At 46.7% G+C, this 16,201-nt stretch carries 15 protein-coding genes; 3 read left to right on the forward strand and 12 right to left on the reverse strand.

Features of this window, described 5'->3' with window-relative positions:
* Positions 1 to 40 precede the first annotated feature (40 nt).
* From EIZ48_RS03975 to EIZ48_RS04000, 6 genes are all read right to left on the reverse strand, one after another.
* A complete protein-coding gene (locus EIZ48_RS03975) occupies positions 41 to 658 on the reverse strand; it encodes a DUF1190 family protein (protein ID WP_160648810.1) in 618 nt (205 codons plus the stop codon).
* 11 nt (positions 659 to 669) lie between these two features.
* Entirely contained in the window at positions 670 to 1,086 is a 417-nt protein-coding gene (locus tag EIZ48_RS03980; RefSeq protein ID WP_075762644.1) for a DUF350 domain-containing protein, read from the reverse strand.
* A 28-nt stretch (positions 1,087 to 1,114) separates the two neighbouring features.
* Positions 1,115 to 1,750, reverse strand: coding sequence for a YjfK family protein (locus EIZ48_RS03985; protein WP_160648811.1), 636 nt, complete (start codon positions 1,748 to 1,750; stop codon positions 1,115 to 1,117).
* A 70-nt stretch (positions 1,751 to 1,820) separates the two neighbouring features.
* Complete coding sequence (locus tag EIZ48_RS03990; protein ID WP_160648812.1) at positions 1,821 to 2,843, reverse strand: ion channel; 1,023 nt, start codon at positions 2,841 to 2,843, stop codon at positions 1,821 to 1,823.
* A 60-nt stretch (positions 2,844 to 2,903) separates the two neighbouring features.
* Positions 2,904 to 3,590, reverse strand: a complete 687-nt coding sequence (locus tag EIZ48_RS03995) for a PspA/IM30 family protein (protein ID WP_160648813.1) — start codon at positions 3,588 to 3,590, stop codon at positions 2,904 to 2,906.
* Positions 3,587 to 3,988, reverse strand: coding sequence for a DUF2170 family protein (locus EIZ48_RS04000; RefSeq protein WP_075762648.1), 402 nt, complete (start codon positions 3,986 to 3,988; stop codon positions 3,587 to 3,589). The genes EIZ48_RS03995 and EIZ48_RS04000 overlap by 4 nt, the downstream gene beginning before the upstream one ends.
* A 330-nt stretch (positions 3,989 to 4,318) precedes the next feature.
* Between EIZ48_RS04000 and EIZ48_RS04005 the strand changes: the two genes are divergently transcribed.
* The gene (locus EIZ48_RS04005) at positions 4,319 to 4,864 is read left to right on the forward strand and encodes an NAD(P)H-dependent oxidoreductase (protein WP_160648814.1); all 546 of its coding nucleotides are present in this window, start codon (positions 4,319 to 4,321) and stop codon (positions 4,862 to 4,864) included.
* A 2-nt stretch (positions 4,865 to 4,866) separates the two neighbouring features.
* Entirely contained in the window at positions 4,867 to 6,072 is a 1,206-nt protein-coding gene (locus tag EIZ48_RS04010) for a NupC/NupG family nucleoside CNT transporter (protein ID WP_160648815.1), read from the forward strand.
* Between the two features lie 67 nt (positions 6,073 to 6,139).
* Here EIZ48_RS04010 and EIZ48_RS04015 read toward each other — a convergent pair whose 3' ends face one another.
* The 3 genes from EIZ48_RS04015 to EIZ48_RS04025 form a co-directional block, all read right to left on the reverse strand.
* Positions 6,140 to 6,607 (reverse strand): hypothetical protein, encoded by a 468-nt coding sequence (locus EIZ48_RS04015; protein ID WP_160648816.1) that lies wholly within the window; start codon positions 6,605 to 6,607, stop codon positions 6,140 to 6,142.
* 9 nt (positions 6,608 to 6,616) lie between these two features.
* Positions 6,617 to 8,572, reverse strand: a complete 1,956-nt coding sequence (locus EIZ48_RS04020; protein ID WP_160648817.1) for an alkyl/aryl-sulfatase — start codon at positions 8,570 to 8,572, stop codon at positions 6,617 to 6,619.
* Between the two features lie 373 nt (positions 8,573 to 8,945).
* Positions 8,946 to 11,123, reverse strand: a complete 2,178-nt coding sequence (locus tag EIZ48_RS04025; RefSeq protein ID WP_160648818.1) for a TIM-barrel domain-containing protein — start codon at positions 11,121 to 11,123, stop codon at positions 8,946 to 8,948.
* A 433-nt stretch (positions 11,124 to 11,556) separates the two neighbouring features.
* Here EIZ48_RS04025 and EIZ48_RS04030 point away from each other — a divergent pair, with 433 nt between their 5' ends.
* On the forward strand, positions 11,557 to 12,585 hold the full coding sequence (locus EIZ48_RS04030) for a LacI family DNA-binding transcriptional regulator (protein WP_160648819.1): 1,029 nt from the start codon (positions 11,557 to 11,559) through the stop codon (positions 12,583 to 12,585).
* 219 nt (positions 12,586 to 12,804) lie between these two features.
* Here EIZ48_RS04030 and EIZ48_RS04035 read toward each other — a convergent pair whose 3' ends face one another.
* Genes EIZ48_RS04035 through EIZ48_RS04045 form a run of 3 tightly spaced genes read right to left on the reverse strand, consistent with a single transcriptional unit; the run spans position 12,805 to position 16,158 of the window.
* The gene (locus EIZ48_RS04035; RefSeq protein ID WP_160648820.1) at positions 12,805 to 13,590 is read right to left on the reverse strand and encodes a phytochelatin synthase family protein; all 786 of its coding nucleotides are present in this window, start codon (positions 13,588 to 13,590) and stop codon (positions 12,805 to 12,807) included.
* Between the two features lie 11 nt (positions 13,591 to 13,601).
* Positions 13,602 to 14,765: an amidohydrolase gene (locus tag EIZ48_RS04040; RefSeq protein WP_160648821.1), complete on the reverse strand. Its 1,164-nt coding sequence runs from the start codon at positions 14,763 to 14,765 to the stop codon at positions 13,602 to 13,604.
* Positions 14,766 to 14,820: 55 nt separating this feature from the next.
* Positions 14,821 to 16,158, reverse strand: a complete 1,338-nt coding sequence (locus tag EIZ48_RS04045; RefSeq protein WP_160648822.1) for an APC family permease — start codon at positions 16,156 to 16,158, stop codon at positions 14,821 to 14,823.
* Positions 16,159 to 16,201: the final 43 nt, after the last annotated feature.

Here is a 16,201-nt window from a genome sequence, read left to right on the forward strand (position 1 = left end):
GGCGGAATGTTGAGCTGGCCAATTGTGCTAATAAGGCGGGTTAGCCGCCCCAGCTCTTGCTGCCGCTGGATGACTTGCTCCAGCTTGATTTGGCCGATACGGTCGAGCCGAAGCCGCCACGAGAAATAGTCCGGCTGACCGTTGGTTTAGGCTTCATCTGGTCTTTGGTAACCCGGATCTTGCTCTTCTTATAGCTGCTGCGGCCGTAGTCGTAACCGTCTGCGGTGGTCCAGCGATCATAGAAGACGCTGCCCGGATAATAGGAGCGGAACATCGGCTGAGAATAATAGCCGCGGTCTCTGTCCATCATCCGGCCAAACATAAAGCCCGCCATCGCTGGCATGAACCAGTTGTTGCTGGGTGCCTGCATACATGCATTCATACCAAACTCGGCGGTACAGTCATATTCCGAACGGTATTTGGGGGCTGTGCGTTCCGCTTCTTCTAGCGCGTCTTGATAGGCTGCACGACACTCCTGACTATAGTTGGGGTTGTCGTCAATGCAGTCATCCAGCGTATGGTAGATAACGGCCTCACTGCCGTTATCGCTACAGCCGGAAAGAAAGGCACCAGCAAAAGCGACAGATACCGGCTTCACCGAGAAGGTCCGCCAGTTCTTGCGCATGCTTGCGAGTACGACCTGCTTACTTCGTTTCATGATGGATGCTCCTAGTAAGTCATGCAGGCAGCATTGAGCAAGCCAACTGATACTGAGGTTGCGGCCATCATGATACCGGCCGGGATTTCGCCCGCTTCGATACGTTCAACGATTTTGGGCATAAAGCCAAAGCGGACAATATAGAAAGCGACAAGCTGGGCAAGTAGCGCCACAATACCCCAAATCGCAAAATCGATAAGGTTGACGGAGTTGCTTGCTGCACCGGCAATCGCCAGACAGTAACCAAGAATAGAACCGGATAGGCCGATGGCGGCGGCAATATTCTGGCCGTCTTTTACTAGCTTCCACTCGTCATGCGGGGTAAAGCGAACATAGATCACCTTAAACAGCATCAAGAAAGCAAGTGATAGCGAGAAGTAGAGCAAAAAGGCCCCTAGGCCTGCCAGTGAATCTGTTAAAACTTCCATTTGAAATCCTAAGTGTTAATAAGGCTGACTAGCCAATGAGCTTGAAGTCAGTCGGTGTCAGGTTGATGCCGGTACTGATAGCCAGACTGCGCTCGGCCCGGTTGTGGATGATTTTTTCTTCTGCGGCGACAAAGACCGATTCAAAAATATCATTGCCGATATCACGCTCATAAATCATCACAAACTGATCGGTTTCGCTGATGGCACCACTCTCGATCCAGGTTTTTTCCGTCATCACCACAGGTCGACTGTTTTCCCATACCTTTTCAAACGTATGCCCTTCGAGATCCCAGCTTGGTTGCACCAATTGGTTATCCAGCAGGTGGTTCCATTCTGATTCGGTATCGATCGGCTTGGTGTCGTAGAAATAGTAGAGTTTGACCTCGCTGATGTCGGCCTCACCGGCTCCGTGAGTGAGAACCTGAATAAACCCGTCGTCATCGGTGTAGTAACGTAATATCCGAGTTTGTTCATCCAGTTCAACTTCGCCCACCGCTTTAATCAGCTGGGTGCGTGCGGCACCTTCGATAATCAGATCCGGCTCGATAAGGCGCAGCTTCAAGTCATCTAACTCAAAGGCTCCACCCAGCCTCAGCCCCATGATTTCCGGGGCCTGGGGAAGTGATTTTTCCGGTGTTTTTTTCTTTTTAAACCAATCAAACATAATGACTCCTGAGCACTAACTTCCGCCAGCTCAAAGGCTAAATGCTAATTTCGGTAGTTAACCATTGGTGCTACCACTGAAAATCATCGACACGCTCGTCCGAGATATAAAACAGCTTGCTTCCGGGCAGAACTTCACGTTGCAGCGAAGGGTTGAGTTCGACACCGTCGCCGCTATCAATCGCAATCAATGTGGCTTCGTATTGCTGCTTAAAGGTCGCGAACAATGCCTCGATCGTTGTCTTCGCCGCATTTTCAGGGTAGGTAACAGAATATTGCGTCATTCCCTGAGTCGTGCTGAGCAGCTCATGGTGAAGCTCGCTGGACCCTGGATCTACCGCCGCTTTTGCCAGCATTTCCACCGCTACCGAAGGAATACATTCGGCATTGGGGCAATGCTGCTTTAGTAACTGGCTGAGGGCCTCGTCGTTAAAATAGGCCAGCAGGTGGGCATCGGGGTTTTTGCTGGCACAGAACAGTGCTGCCGATAGTGTAATATCGTCTTCCGGGTTGTCGATTAGAATACAGCTGGCTTCTTCGATGCCTGCCCGCTGCATGCCTTCGTTGTCAGTAAAGCTGGTAACACGGACAAACTCGACCTCGCCCGGAAGCGGGTTTTCAATTTCAGGGCGAACGCACAGCACAATCGGGCGATTGCCTTTTTCTTCATGCTGCAGCATTTTGATCAGGTGCAGCGTGCGCTGCTCGTTCCAGCCTAGTACTAAGATATGGTTGTTCACTTTGAGACTCCGTTTTCCCAGCAGGCCACTTTTCCAATAGTAAATAAAAACGCTGGCAACACGCCCGACGCATAAGGCAAATAACCCGAGCCCTCCGGGGATCACAAACAGCGAGGCGACCCATTTGCCAATCGTCGTGGTTGGTGACATATCACCGTAGCCGACGGTCGAGGCGGTGACGAAGAGGTAATAGATAAAGTCGGTAAATGATCGGGTAAGATCGTGTTCACCGGCAATCCGTAACAGTATCCAGCTGATTGCACTGTAGCTAAGCAGGGTAACCAGTAGGTTTCGTCCGTTCAGCTGGGTGAGGTTTCGTACCGCCCACCGCTGAAAGAGAATCCATAACGACATGATTACCTCCGCTTGCCTGAGTGCGAACTGTGTGTCAGTAATAAAACCAAAGTAACAGCCTTACTTACCTAAAATACGAGCCAGTTCGTCTTCAGCCGATGTTTTGCCGCCAGAGGTAATACCGGCATCGGCCAGTTTCTTGTCAAGGCTGCTGCCTGATTGCTCTTCCGCCATTTCTGCCGCGGCTTCTAGCTGGGCCGACTTTTCAGCCTGGCGTTGCTTGATGCGCTCGAGTGACTCAACGGCTGTATGCATTTTGGCATTGGCACCGACATTAGTAGCCGATACGGCAGACTGCGCTTTTTGCACCGCTTCATTGGCCTTGACCACATCAACTTGTTGTTCTAGCTGGCGCAGCTTGTCTTTAGCTTGTGCAATGTTGGTACGCATGCTTGTTTCTGATGCGACAAACTGATCCAGATACACCTGCTCGGCATCTTGCTCATTGCGCAGAGCGGCAACTTTCTGGGCGCACTCCAGGGCAAGCTCCTGCTGGCCTTTGTCCATGGCGGCACGTGCGTGGCCTTCGTACTCTTCGATACCGTTATTGATGGCATCGACTTTCTGCTGAGACAGCTTGCGCTTGGCGACAATGCTGACAAGGGCTTCGTCAGAGCGGCGCAGCTCCTGCTTTGCTTCGCGGATTTCCTGATCGAGAATGCGCAGTGCCTGGTTGTCTGCAATAGTTTCCGCCGCTTTGTTGGCACCGCCTTTAATGGCAGTAAATAGTTTCTTCCATACACTCATGATGTGCTCTCCGTTAGGTGATCCTGATACAGCTCGATGAAGGCTTCGACATTGCGGAATAGGGTAGCAACTTCAATGAGAATACTTTCGGCTTTTGACTGAGAAGAGAGTGAGCCAAAAGCAACGTAGTAGCTTTCGCCTCCAATTTCATTGATACCAATGGTCGAGAGCGGGAACATTTTGTGGGTACGCAGGATCAGATCATTCAAAGCATGAATGTTATTGACCTGCTGGTGCGGGAACAGCAACACCTCCACCAGGATTTGTTCGCCTGCAACGGCAAGGTATGCGTCGATGTTATCTTCATTGCGGATAACAAGTGTCTGGTCATGCTCTTTGACTTCCCAGCCGTCATGCTCAGACAGTACAGGGAGGAGATCGTTTAATTGCCACGTCATTAGTCATACCTTATTTAAAGTGGTCGGGGTAAGAAAAACGTACTCTTATTATGAGTTTAAACTCATGAATTACCATCACTCTTTGATGAATTTGAACACTTTTTTGTGAGCAGGTGTGAGGTTTGTCGGACTGGGCTTGCCATCTCGTTGTCAGAATCCATTTATCGACACTTCTCAATTGTATGAACTGCCTCTATTGGGGAGGGACAAATGTCCTCTCTTTGCGGCTTCTGGAGATTTTATAATCAGCATCTATTAGGCGAATAAATACAACCCGGACAGAAAATACGAATAATCAATCCGGTTTAATCTGATTATAGGAACCACTCTATGAATGTACTCGTTATCGACGGACATCCAGACTTGCAGGCATCAACAGCCAACGCGGCAATTTACAGGCACTATCAGCAGGCGACGGATTGGCTAATTCACAATTTGGCTGTGTATCAGGGAGATATTAAAGAAGAGCAGGCAGCGCTGTTAAGGGCTGATGTGATTGTTGTGCAGTTTCCTTTGTATTGGAGCACTTTTCCCGCCGTACTGAAAAAGTGGATTGATGACGTGTTCACCTATGGCTTTGCCTTTGGTCCCTATGGCAGCAAGCTAAGAGGTAAGAAGTTAATCTTTTCAATAACTGCCGGTGCAACAGAAGAATCCTATAGCGAGAGTGGTTTTAATTTCATGCCGTTTGGCAACTACCAGAAAGCCTTCGAGCATGCGTTCCGTGCCGCTGAAATGGATATTGTCGATACGATTGTAACGTTCGAGCTGAATGCAGATCCCAATGAGGGCGGCGACAAAGCCAAGACACTCGATCTGGCGCAGGCGCATGCCCTGCAAGTTACGAATACCGTCAACGCGCTAGTAGGGAACTAACAATGATTCAGTCTGTACTGGGTATTATAACGCTGCTGAGCATCGGGTTTATTTTCTCTGAAAACCGCAAAGCCATTAGCTGGCGTGCGGTTGCCGGGGCGTTTGCAATTATTCTGGTGGTTGCTTTTTTTGTGTTGGCGACCGAGATGGGGGCCGGGGTATTACTGTCTATATCTAACACGGTTGGTAATGTCTTTGGCTATGGCGCAGAGGGAATTCAGTTTGCCTTTGGCAGCCTGGTGAATTTCAGTGTTGATGGTATCGGTTTTGTCTGGGCGCTTCAGGTATTGCCACAGATCATCTTTACCGCCTCGTTGACGTCACTGCTGTATTACCTTGGTATTATGCAGTGGTTCGTTTATATCATTGGTGGCGGCTTGCAAAAGGTACTGGGTACCTCACGCGCGGAATCCATGAATGCTGCAGGTAATATCGTTCTAGGCCAAACGGAAGCCCCTCTGTTGGTGAAGCCTTATCACCGTGTGCTGACCCGTTCGCAAATTTTTGCGGTGATGGTCGGCGGCCTGTCATCCATTGCGGGTTCGATTCTGGCGGGACTTGCCGGAATGGGGGTTGAGCTTAACTACCTTATTATGGCGTGTTTCATGTCGGCACCTGCCGGTCTGATGTTTGCCAAGCTGATCATTCCTGAAACAGAAGTCACTATCGATGAGGTACCTGAGTTACCTGATGACGAAAAACCAACAAGTTTTATCGATGCGGTCGCTAAAGGTGCGATTGCCGGGGTAGGTATTGCCGCTATTGTTGGTGCGGTGATCATCTCTTGTATCGGCCTTATGGCACTGCTAAACGGCGGCCTGAACGCAATCGGCGAAATGGTCAATATCACCGGGTTGTCGGTTGATATGATCCTCGGCACCTTATTCTCACCAGTTGCCTGGCTGATCGGAATTCCATGGGAAGAGGCATCCATTGCCGGGTCGTTCCTTGGTCAAAAGATCGCAATGAATGAGTTTGTCGCCTTCGCCAATATGGGCAAGATAGTTATGACCGAGCGCTCGACGGCCATTATGACGATTGCACTCTGTGGTTTTGCCAACATCGGCTCTGTCGCCATGGTATGTGGTGCACTGAGTAAAATGATCCCGACCAAGGCAGGTGTTATCGGCCAAATAGGTATGAAAGTACTGCTTGCTGCAACATTGGCTAACTTGATGAACGCCACTATTGTCGGTCTGTTCGTATAAATTAAAAATCGTATGGCTAGAGGGGGGGACTCTCTAGCCATTGAATTTAATTGTTTTAATCTTGTTACTATCTAGAAAATTTCATGATGCCAAGTGCAATCGCGCTCTTGAAATCGACTTTGTTCTGAATAAGGGCACTCAGAGTAGCCTCACTCAGTAACAACACAGACGCTTGGTTTCGCGATGTCGGTGATGAGTGAATATCTACACTGCTATCTATTGTCATCCTGGACCAAAGATGGCTGTCCACCAGATATATATAAGCAACAGACTCAAGCTCATTGTTATGTTGTTTAACCATTAATTTGAGCCACCAGCTCGCACGCCGTAGTCCTCGTTGCCCTTCCAGCTCTTCAATAGTCTCCAGATGCCTGTGCTCAAGCGCCTCTTGTGTTGCTATCGCCACATCAAGTGAGCCTGGAAAGCTCTCGGTGAAGGGATTATTGAACTGCCCGTCATAAGAGCAAGCCCGTATAGAGAAACTTGCTCCCAGAGAGGTCAGACTTAATAGTATCAACCAAAATATTGGCTTCATCTGTTTCTCCTATGGAGTAACAATGTTGAACCAGAAGTTGAAGTTATCCAGCATCCCCACAAAGTCTTTGAAGGCTTCCTTATCACCTTTCAATTTTATCTTTCCACTGGAAATGGCTTTTTCGAGTGTGATGATACCCAGTTGAATATTGTCTAAGGATTCTTTGGTCAACGTGAGAGTGACATTTGGTTTGTCACTCAATTTCGTGGTGTGGTTGAGAACGGAATTCTCGATATACAGTGTGTACTGTTCTTTAAGGTCGGTAAAATCAATGTTTATAGCATATTGTTTACCGGCCGCTTTTTCAGGAAGCAATCTTACCGCCAAATAATCAAATAACATTTCGGGGGGCATGTTTTTGATAATATCTGGCGAGGCGGTATTGGTTCCCCCAGCTGACGGGGTGCCGTTGCGTAACTCATAGGCTCCCTGTAAATAGACAGAACGCCAAGGGCCAGATTCCGCCTGATAACCAAGTTGCTCATAGGAGTCTGCGAGTAGTGCCTTCCCTTTTTTGCTCTTCGGGTTAGCAAAGACCACATGCTTCATCACTTCGGCTACCCAACGATAGTTTCCGCTTTCGAAGTCCTTCTGAGCTTTCTCAATAGCAGATTCTTCGCCTCCCATATATTCCACGTACTTAGCGGCGGCATCTGCTGGGGGGAGATTATTGAGATCCGAAGGGTTACCGCTGTACCAGCCCATATAGCGCTGATAAACGGCACGGCTATTATGGCGCAGTGTGCCGTAGTAACCACGGGTACTCCAGTTTTGCTCGATCTCTTGCGGGAACTGAATCATCTCGGAAATCTCAGAGCCAATGTAGCCTTGATTCATCAGCCTAACCGTTTGGTCATGCGTATATTTGTACATATCACGCTGAAGCTTGAAGTAATTGACTATCTCTTCCTGCCCCCACATGGGCCAGTGATGGCTCTGGAATTTTACTTCGACTTCATCGCCCCACAGCTCGATAGTTTCGTTTAAATAATAAGACCATTTCAATGCATCACGCACTTGTGCGCCGCGCAGAGTTAAGATGTTGTGCATCGTGTTAGTGCTGTTCTCTGCCATCCAGAGCGCTTTTTTCTCCGGAAACCATGTGTTGATTTCGGTCGGCGCTTCGGTGCCCGGTGTATATTGGAACACCATTTTCACACCGTCGATAACATGCTCTTCGCCCGTTTTTTCTATAATCAGGTTGGGTTTTACTAACGTCGCAAGACCGGTTGAAGTGGTTTGCCCGAGCCCGCCGTTAACACCGCCTTGTTCGTTACGAGGAAGCAACGCGCCATACATGAAAATAGCCCGTCGTCCCATGGCATTACCTGCAATGACATTCTCTGATACCGCGTGCTCAGTGAAACCGTGGGAGGCGATAATTTGAACCTTACCGGCAGCAACATCAGCCTCATCGACAATTCCACGGACACCGCCGAAGTGGTCTATGTGGCTATGGCTGTAAATAACAGCTGTGACAGGGCGCTCTCCCAGCTCTGCGTTGATAAAATCCAAGGCGGCGCGGGCTGTTTCTTGTGAAATGAGAGGATCGAAAACAATCCAGCCTGATTTACCTTCAACAAAGGTGATGTTTGATAAGTCATAACCGCGGATCTGATAAATGCCGTCAGTGACTTTAAACAACCCGTTAATGAGATTGAGTTGTGCGTTTCGCCACAAACTAGGATTGACACTATCGGGGGCCTTGGCGTCCTGAGTGATGTATTTTTTATATTCCTCAAGATCCCAGACCACATTCCCCTGGTCATTTTTAATGGTCACTACGTCCTGTTTGGCAATGAATCCTTTTTGCGCACGTTCAAAGTCTTTCTTGTCCTGAAATGGTAAGGCTTTATATAAAGCTTGGTTCGCCTCAATGGTCGCCTGGGTAGCTGGTTTTGATTCTGAGGCGTGTGCCCCTGCGGTAACACTAACAGCGACCAATGAAACTAATAAACATCTCATAGACAACCCTTTATACGAAGTGGCAATTCATTCGTATAAACATAGTTGAGAACCTTGTTCTTTCAATATGTAACGGCCTTTACAGCGAAAAGGTTAGTCGCATAAATGCGAACTTTTGTGCTTTGCTCACTAGCGAAATATGGTTGTTGCTTAAATGGCAATCAGGCGCTTAACAGCTTCATTAGTGAGAAGGTATCGAACCAACTTCAATATTATGAAGATCTCGCTGTTAGGGGTTATACAACAGTGAGTTTTGAACGATAAGAATTGTAATACTCTTGCAGACAACTGCCGGGCAACAATTTTGCTGTCATAGTAAACGAATTTGCTTACTCCTGCCCGGCAAGGCGAAATAGAAGAGATCGTCAAGATCCTAGAGCCTGATATTTTTGATTATTCTGTCGCCACTCGAAGTGATAATGTGGAAGGTGATTTGCTGATAGGGAATATAACCGCACATCACTTGAGCGTTAACAGCAACGCCATCAGGGGAGTTAGTATCAAACTTTACGGCGAGCACTAATTCAGCAAAATCACCTTGTTGATAAGCTCTACTCACACCATCATCATGGTATAGCGTGTAACTAGCTTCATTATGCAAATTGACCAAGACCTCAAGATGTGTGAGCGCTTGAGCATCGACGTTATCCGCTGTATCAGTTAGAGGTAGCATTTTATTTGGACGGATAAACACAGGCAGCTCATCCAACTGAAGATCAAGCCAATGATCTCCTGCCGGTAATTGGCACATCTCGCGGCCAGTGTGGTGAGCGACTTTCCATAGCAACATTGGTTCAGGTAGGTATACATGGCGACCACGTGCATTTTCTGTATAGATTGGTGTGCACATCATTGAGTGGCCTAATAATAGCTGATCATCGACGCGAGCACTGCGTGTATCTGAGTACTCAAAGCCTAGCTGCCAGCAATAGCAATCGTTGTTTTGTACGGCACGCATATATTCGCTATAGATGTAAGGTATCATCATGTATCGCAGTTTAATGTGCTCACGTATTGTAGTCGTGGTGTATTCATCAAATGCAAATGGTTCTTGATAACGTGTACCTGCGGCATGGTTGCGAAACAGAGGCATAAACAAGGCAAATTGTGTCCAGCGAATGAGCAAGTCAGCACTTGCGTCACAACCAAAACCGCCCACATCTGCACCACTATACAGAAAGCCACACATATTGATCGCTGGCATCATACGGATGTTCAGCAATATATGCTCCCACCAGCTCATATTATCACCGAGCCATATACCGGCATACCGATGGGCGCCAATGCCGGATGCACGGGAGAACAATAGTATTCTTTTTTCGGGACAGATCTGAGCAAAGCCCTCGGCAGCTGCACGTGTCATATTCAGACCGTATAAGTTATGAACATCGTGGTTGTTGACGATTTCACCGTCTTTGGTTGTGTGATAGATTGATTTGTAGTCTTCGCGGTTGTTGGACAGGCCACGTACCATATCATTTAGCTTAAAGAAGTCCTGTACCTTACAATCATTGCTACGCATCTGGTCCATCATTTCATGAACTTGTTCAATGCCTTGCTTGGAATAAAATAAAGCGGGTTCATTCATGTCGTTCCAGAAACCTTCTATGCCTTGCTCGATCAACTGTCGATATTGATTGCCCCACCACTGGCGGACATCGGAGTTCAAATAATCAGGGAAGACACATAGCCCCGGCCATACTGCCGCTTCGAATTGATCGCCGTCAGCTTGTTTACAGAAATAACCATTTTCTACGCCTTCTTCATAGACGCTATAGCCGGCAGACACCGGAACACCGGCATCGATAATTGGAATTAAGCGAATACCCTGTTGCTTTTTCTCGGCAACATATTTGGCAAAGTTTGGAAACTTATTATTGTCAATGGTGAAGTTTTTATATTCGACCATGTAGTCGATATCGAGATATATGGTATCGCACGGAATGTCATTGCTGCGAAAACCGTTAATTATCTTGTCGACTTCGTTTGAATCGTGATAGGACCATCGGCACTGCTGATAACCGAAACCCCAGCGCGGTGGAACATATGGCGTTCCTGTCAGTTGTCGAAATTGATGAATGATTTGCTTTTTATTCGTGGCGTGTAATTCGTAGATATCTACATCTAAACTTGGAATTGTTACTTCGAGTAAGTTGCGGTTTGTGAAGCCGATATCAAATGTTATTTCACCAGGGAAATCGATAAATAGGCCAAACGGCTGCTTATTTTCATTTTGTTTATCTACGATTAAAAACGGATGGCTACCATACAAGCTTTGCTTGTCGGGAGTATGAAGGTGATCATCAGTACAATAACAGACGAACTTCTTACCACGCTTATCAATACTGCCGGTGTTTTCCCCCATTCCATATACGATGTCGTTTAGCTCCAAAGGGTAGTGGATAACGGTAGTGCTATCTGTTTGTGTTACCTGAATACACTTTGGGCTCAAAGTACAAAAAGAGCTAAGTGGTAATACTACGGCTTCTGTTTTAAACGGCTGGCCAAAGCGTAGTAGATGAACGTTCTTTAACAATTTAGCGTGCTGCATACAGTATTTCCAAAGTAAGTCATAAATAATAATGCGTCATGGCTATAGCTGCTTGGCTGATAGTTGACTGGTGTCTAACTAAACAACATGGGGGATTGCGAGCTGCAAATACCTGTTCAGTCCTTAGACTTGTAGGGAGAGCATCCATGTGTTCCTTAAGAGCTTTTGTCGTTAACATGGCCAGGTTAATCGTTTAACCTTGTGAGATCAAGGATGTATTTCAGCTTTTTACTCTATGGTCGATCACAGTAATGTTGATCAAAACATGATTGATAACTAGTCAAAGCGATTTGCCGGATCTTTAATTGGGGATTGGGTTGTGGTGCTGGATGATGAGCTTTGGTTTGGTGTCAATTGCTATACAAAAGTTAACCTTTTAATTGGCTCAAAAGTATCAGTATAATCAGCCTTTAATTGAGAGGGTATAAGTAGTATGTCAAGAGTTACACTAAAAGATGTAGCTAAGCAGGCCGGAGTTTCTGTTGCATCAGTTTCAAATGTGCTAAACGGAAAAACGTCAAAAGTAACGGAAGAAACAGCGAAGCATATTCTTTTAGTCGCACAACAAATGAAATACTCCAAAAACCCCATTGCTGCGGCTTTAAAAAGTGGTACGACAAATACAATTCTGATATTACTGCCAACATTGGATAAGACCAGGACTAAGCAACCGTTATTACAGGATAATCCTTTTTTTACAGATTTTTTATCAGGAATAGAAAAAGCCACGTCTCAGAACCAATTATCTTGTAGCTTTGTACGGGTCAGTGAAGCGCATGAAATCGACTCAATAATAAATGGCCCAACGCCTAAGGGGGTTATTACTCTTGGAAATCTGAGTGATACGGTTTTAGAAAAAATTGCATCATGGCCGTTTAGAACGATCATGGTTGATAATGTTAAATTCTTTAATGATTACTCCGCCAACGATAATCTTATTAATTACTATATAGATGATCATGAGATGGGCTCACTTGCGATTAATCACTTGTTTGAGTGTGGTCATAAAAATATAGTACTTCTCTTTGGAAGACTAAGTGATTCTGCTGTTCACTTAGCGAGGTACCAAGGCGTTGTAGATAAGCGGCAATCAATAAATGAAGATATGAAGCTTACCCTTATTGAAACTGAGCTATCTATAGACGCAGTCAGAGATGTATTCCCGAAAATAAAAAATACTATTGAAGATGCAGGGGCTACAGCTGTTCTTTGTATGGCAGATATACTAGCGATAGGTTGTATGCAAGCGGCTTCTCAACACAAGCTGAATATCCCGGGTGATTTTTCATTAATGGGCATGGATAATTTGAAGCTACTTGACTACTTACCCTACCGATTAACGACAATTGACCAAAACATCGTGAATCGGGGCTTTCATGCAGTGCAGAAAATCATTAATGAACATGAAATATATGACTATGACTTTAATGTTATAGAGGGTGAAACCGTTCTAAAGGTATAGAAAGGCTTTCCTGCCAACTCAGTATCGCTAATGTTGACCACTTGAGTTTTTGGGCTGTTATTAAAAGCAGTAATTGCATATGTATCTTGGTGTTTTCGTAGGCATACAATCACATTGTCGCTCAAATATACTGGTGCTGATTTGTTCGTAGTATAGGGCGGGATGATGACGTAGTCGGTTAACTCCGGCAGAGGGGGAGCCTGCCGGAGTGGTTAGCAATTAGCCTTTAAGACCTTCGCTGATCAGCAGGTAACCGCGATTGCGCTTTGTATCCATCGTTGCCATTGCGTCAAATAGTTGATCGCTGTCGACCCAGACCCAATTTGCCTTGGCATTTGATACATCCATGATCAGGAAAGAGTCCGATGCTTTGTCATAGGCACCAACTGGTGAGTAATGGCCCGATCCTGGCTGGTTAAGTGTTTTACGCGAGTAGTTAACGACAACATACTGGTCTCTGGTTTCCAGGGCATGAACCAGCTCGGCTTTCATCGCCGCCTTGCTGTCCAGATTATCGACGAATACTGTTTTTACTTTAAGGTGGTTAGATGTCACCAGATCCGTCATTTGATCTAGCTGTAAGCCGTAATCTGGGCCAGCACCTTCAGAGACAGGTTGTCCCATGATTTGTAGTCGAGTCTTCTCGCTATGACCCAGAACGGTATTTTGAGTATAGCGTTCGTAGAACGGGCTCCAGTCACCTTGAGGGAAGTAAGCCCGGTCTTCTGGTGCAATCGTTGATTCATCCAGCGGGATTTCTGTCACGTTCTGGCGTACGCGGAGTGCGTTCATTATGATGCTGGTGGAGGCAACACCGCAGTAGACTTTGTTATCCTGCGCATCGTAAAAGTTCGCCAGCTTGAAGAAATCTTTCTTGAAGTGAGATTGTTCAAGGCGAGTGATCCCTTCGTCGCTTGACCAGTCGATGACATCGGCGAAGGCTGCTGATGTTGGTACAACTGCCAGAGCAAGGGAAAGTAGGGATGTTTTTAGCATTGTTTTCATAATAAACCTTTTCACACTAAGCGTTGTTTTGCGATTCGGCACAGCATGGTGACTCCGAGAGGAATTATGCTGTCATCAAAATCAAAATCGCAGGTATGGAGGTTGGTGCCCTTTGAGCCAATCATAAAAAAGCAGGCACCAATATTGTCGTCTTTCTTGAAAAATGCCATGTCTTCGCCCCCCGGACTGGGCTCGACATTGGTATCGAGGTTTTCTGCCCCGACGGTTTGTTTGGCTACGTCAATAACGCAATCAACTTGTTCAGGGGTATTCACTGTTGCCGGACAGAGTACTTCAAACAGTACCTCAGCTTCTGCATCGTAGGCTTCGGCAATCGAGCTGGCGAGTAGCTGCATCTTGCGGCGCAGCGTCTTGCCGACTTCACGCTCGTAGAAGCGTATCGTCCCGCCGGCTTCGGCTGATTCAGGTATAGAGTTGAACACCTCACCACTCATGATTTTCGTCACGGCAAGCACGCCCATTTCAGAGCAGGGTACGCACTCTGACACAATGGACTGCCATGCTGTGATGATCTTGGCAGAGATAGTGATTGGGTTGATGCATTTATGCGGAACACTGGAGTGGCCGCTGCAGCCTTTCACAATCAGGCGGAACTTTTCACCAGCGCCAGTAATAGGACCGTAGCGCAGCGAGATAGTATTTTCTGGCAACCTTGGCATGTTATGGAAGCCATACACTTCGTCAAAAGGGTACTGCTCGAACAGGCCGTCTTCCATCATGGCCTTGGCACCGGCACCGATTTCTTCGGCTGGCTGGAATAAGAAGATGATGCGGCCCCGGAAATCCCGGTTTTCAGAGAAGTAACGAGCGGTGGCCAGTAACATGGCCATATGACCATCATGACCGCAGGCATGGGCCATTCCCGGATTCTGAGAGGCATATAGCTGGCCTGTTTGATCCTGCATCGGCAGGGCATCCATATCAGCGCGGTAGGCGATGGTTCTTCCTTCACCCAGCGTGCCGTCAATAATGCCTACAATACCGGTTTGGCCGAAGCTGCGATCGATTCTTATGGCCCAGGATTCAAGCTTATTCGCGACATATTGAGATGTGTTGTGAAGTTCAAAACCTACTTCTGGCATGCTGTGCAGCGTATGACGCCATGTGGTAATTTCCTGATGCCATGCATTAACAATTTCAATTGTGTTCATCATCTATTATGTCCGGGTAGTAGCCAGAACCTAGGTCCTGGCCAAGTTTACGAGTGGGTTACGCTTTGGTAGTTGCTGGTTCTACGTGTTGCTCTGCTGCACGTTTACGAGCGATAAAGTAAAGCGGTGAAATCAGTACCATGGCCCCCAAACCAACGAGGATCTTGGTCAGGCTCTGGTCGGCTAGCAGCCAGAGACAGATACAGACACCTGCCACAGGGACAATCGGTCCGAATGGTACTTTGAAGTTGTTCTTGGTGCTTTCGTCACCTTTAAAGCGTTGGCGGAACTTGAGAACAGCAATACAGGTAGGGATGTACTGCGCAAATCGGGTGACTACGCTAAGCATCGCCAGTGTGGTGAATGAGCCAGAGAGGGCAATCGGGATAGTTACCAAGCCTGAGGCAATAATAGCCACAGTAGGAATACCTTTGTCGTTCTTGCGGCCAAACACGGCTGGGATCATTTTGTCGTCAGCCAGTGGCAGTAACGCACGTGGAATATGGAAAGAAGCGGCAACATTAATACCGGCAATCGAGATGATTGAGCCGATAGTGATCATATAGAAACCCGCATCACCGAACGCCACTTTTGCTGCATCCGCTAACGGGACGGAAGAGTTGGCGATATCAGGGCCTAGGATGCCGACAGAGACAGCCATAACTGCGGCATAGAATACCGTCACTGCGATGATTACGATGATAATGGCAAGAGGAAGATTACGCTTAGGATTATCCATATCTTCCGCGGCAGTGCCGAATGTTTCAAATCCGGTAAAAGCGTAGAAACAAAGGATCAAAGCTGAACCTAGAGTCTCAAATGAAAGTGAATGTTCTGCCGTTTCTGCTGGTGCAGAAGAGATAGTCGGTAGGATGAACTCTGGATTAATAAACCACACGCCACCAACAATTAATAATACTAAAGGTACCATTTTCGCTAATGTGGAAATATTGTTCACCAATTTGGCAGCACCGACACCAGCAAGGTTTAATATTGTTAGTGAGCCGACAATACTAATAATAATTCCGCTACGTAACATTTGGTTTTCTTCAAAACCAAAGGTATTAGCAAGAATATTAGTTAGTGCTACTGCCATTACTCCCCACGCAATACACTGCATCATCCATTTAAGGAAACCGACTTCAAAACCGGCAAAAGGACCAAAGGCTTCCTTGGTATAAACATAGGCTGCGCCATTTTGGCTAAAGTAGCCTGATGCTTCAGCAAAGCAAAATGCGATGGTAGCGACAATGACCGCAGTAATAAGAATAAGGGCAACAGACCAATCACCGGCTAATTGATATAAAGAGCTAGGTAATAAAAATATTCCAGAGCCAATGATAGAGTTAAACCCGAGCAATACTATACTCGCGAGTCCTAGTTTTTGTTTTGTCATCTTTCGACCTACTATTACGTCCAATATAAAAAGTTGGCACGAG

Origin of the sequence: Photobacterium alginatilyticum (assembly GCF_009910675.1) — a bacterium.
Taxonomy (GTDB): domain Bacteria; phylum Pseudomonadota; class Gammaproteobacteria; order Enterobacterales; family Vibrionaceae; genus Photobacterium; species Photobacterium alginatilyticum.

Bases quoted from the DNA above. Each gene is read 5' to 3' on its own strand.
- EIZ48_RS03985 (WP_160648811.1), bottom strand. From the start codon at position 1,750: ATGTTTGATTGGTTTAAAAAGAAAAAAACACCGGAAAAATCACTTCCC.
- EIZ48_RS04000 (WP_075762648.1), bottom strand. From the start codon at position 3,988: ATGACGTGGCAATTAAACGATCTCCTCCCTGTACTGTCTGAGCATGAC.
- EIZ48_RS04030 (WP_160648819.1), top strand. From the start codon at position 11,557: ATGTCAAGAGTTACACTAAAAGATGTAGCTAAGCAGGCCGGAGTTTCT.
- EIZ48_RS03990 (WP_160648812.1), bottom strand. From the start codon at position 2,843: ATGTCGTTATGGATTCTCTTTCAGCGGTGGGCGGTACGAAACCTCACC.
- EIZ48_RS03995 (WP_160648813.1), bottom strand. From the start codon at position 3,590: ATGAGTGTATGGAAGAAACTATTTACTGCCATTAAAGGCGGTGCCAAC.
- EIZ48_RS04040 (WP_160648821.1), bottom strand. From the start codon at position 14,765: ATGATGAACACAATTGAAATTGTTAATGCATGGCATCAGGAAATTACC.
- EIZ48_RS03975 (WP_160648810.1), bottom strand. From the start codon at position 658: ATGAAACGAAGTAAGCAGGTCGTACTCGCAAGCATGCGCAAGAACTGG.
- EIZ48_RS04005 (WP_160648814.1), top strand. From the start codon at position 4,319: ATGAATGTACTCGTTATCGACGGACATCCAGACTTGCAGGCATCAACA.
- EIZ48_RS03980 (WP_075762644.1), bottom strand. From the start codon at position 1,086: ATGGAAGTTTTAACAGATTCACTGGCAGGCCTAGGGGCCTTTTTGCTC.
- EIZ48_RS04045 (WP_160648822.1), bottom strand. From the start codon at position 16,158: ATGACAAAACAAAAACTAGGACTCGCGAGTATAGTATTGCTCGGGTTT.
- EIZ48_RS04020 (WP_160648817.1), bottom strand. From the start codon at position 8,572: ATGAGATGTTTATTAGTTTCATTGGTCGCTGTTAGTGTTACCGCAGGG.
- EIZ48_RS04035 (WP_160648820.1), bottom strand. From the start codon at position 13,590: ATGAAAACAATGCTAAAAACATCCCTACTTTCCCTTGCTCTGGCAGTT.
- EIZ48_RS04025 (WP_160648818.1), bottom strand. From the start codon at position 11,123: ATGCAGCACGCTAAATTGTTAAAGAACGTTCATCTACTACGCTTTGGC.
- EIZ48_RS04010 (WP_160648815.1), top strand. From the start codon at position 4,867: ATGATTCAGTCTGTACTGGGTATTATAACGCTGCTGAGCATCGGGTTT.
- EIZ48_RS04015 (WP_160648816.1), bottom strand. From the start codon at position 6,607: ATGAAGCCAATATTTTGGTTGATACTATTAAGTCTGACCTCTCTGGGA.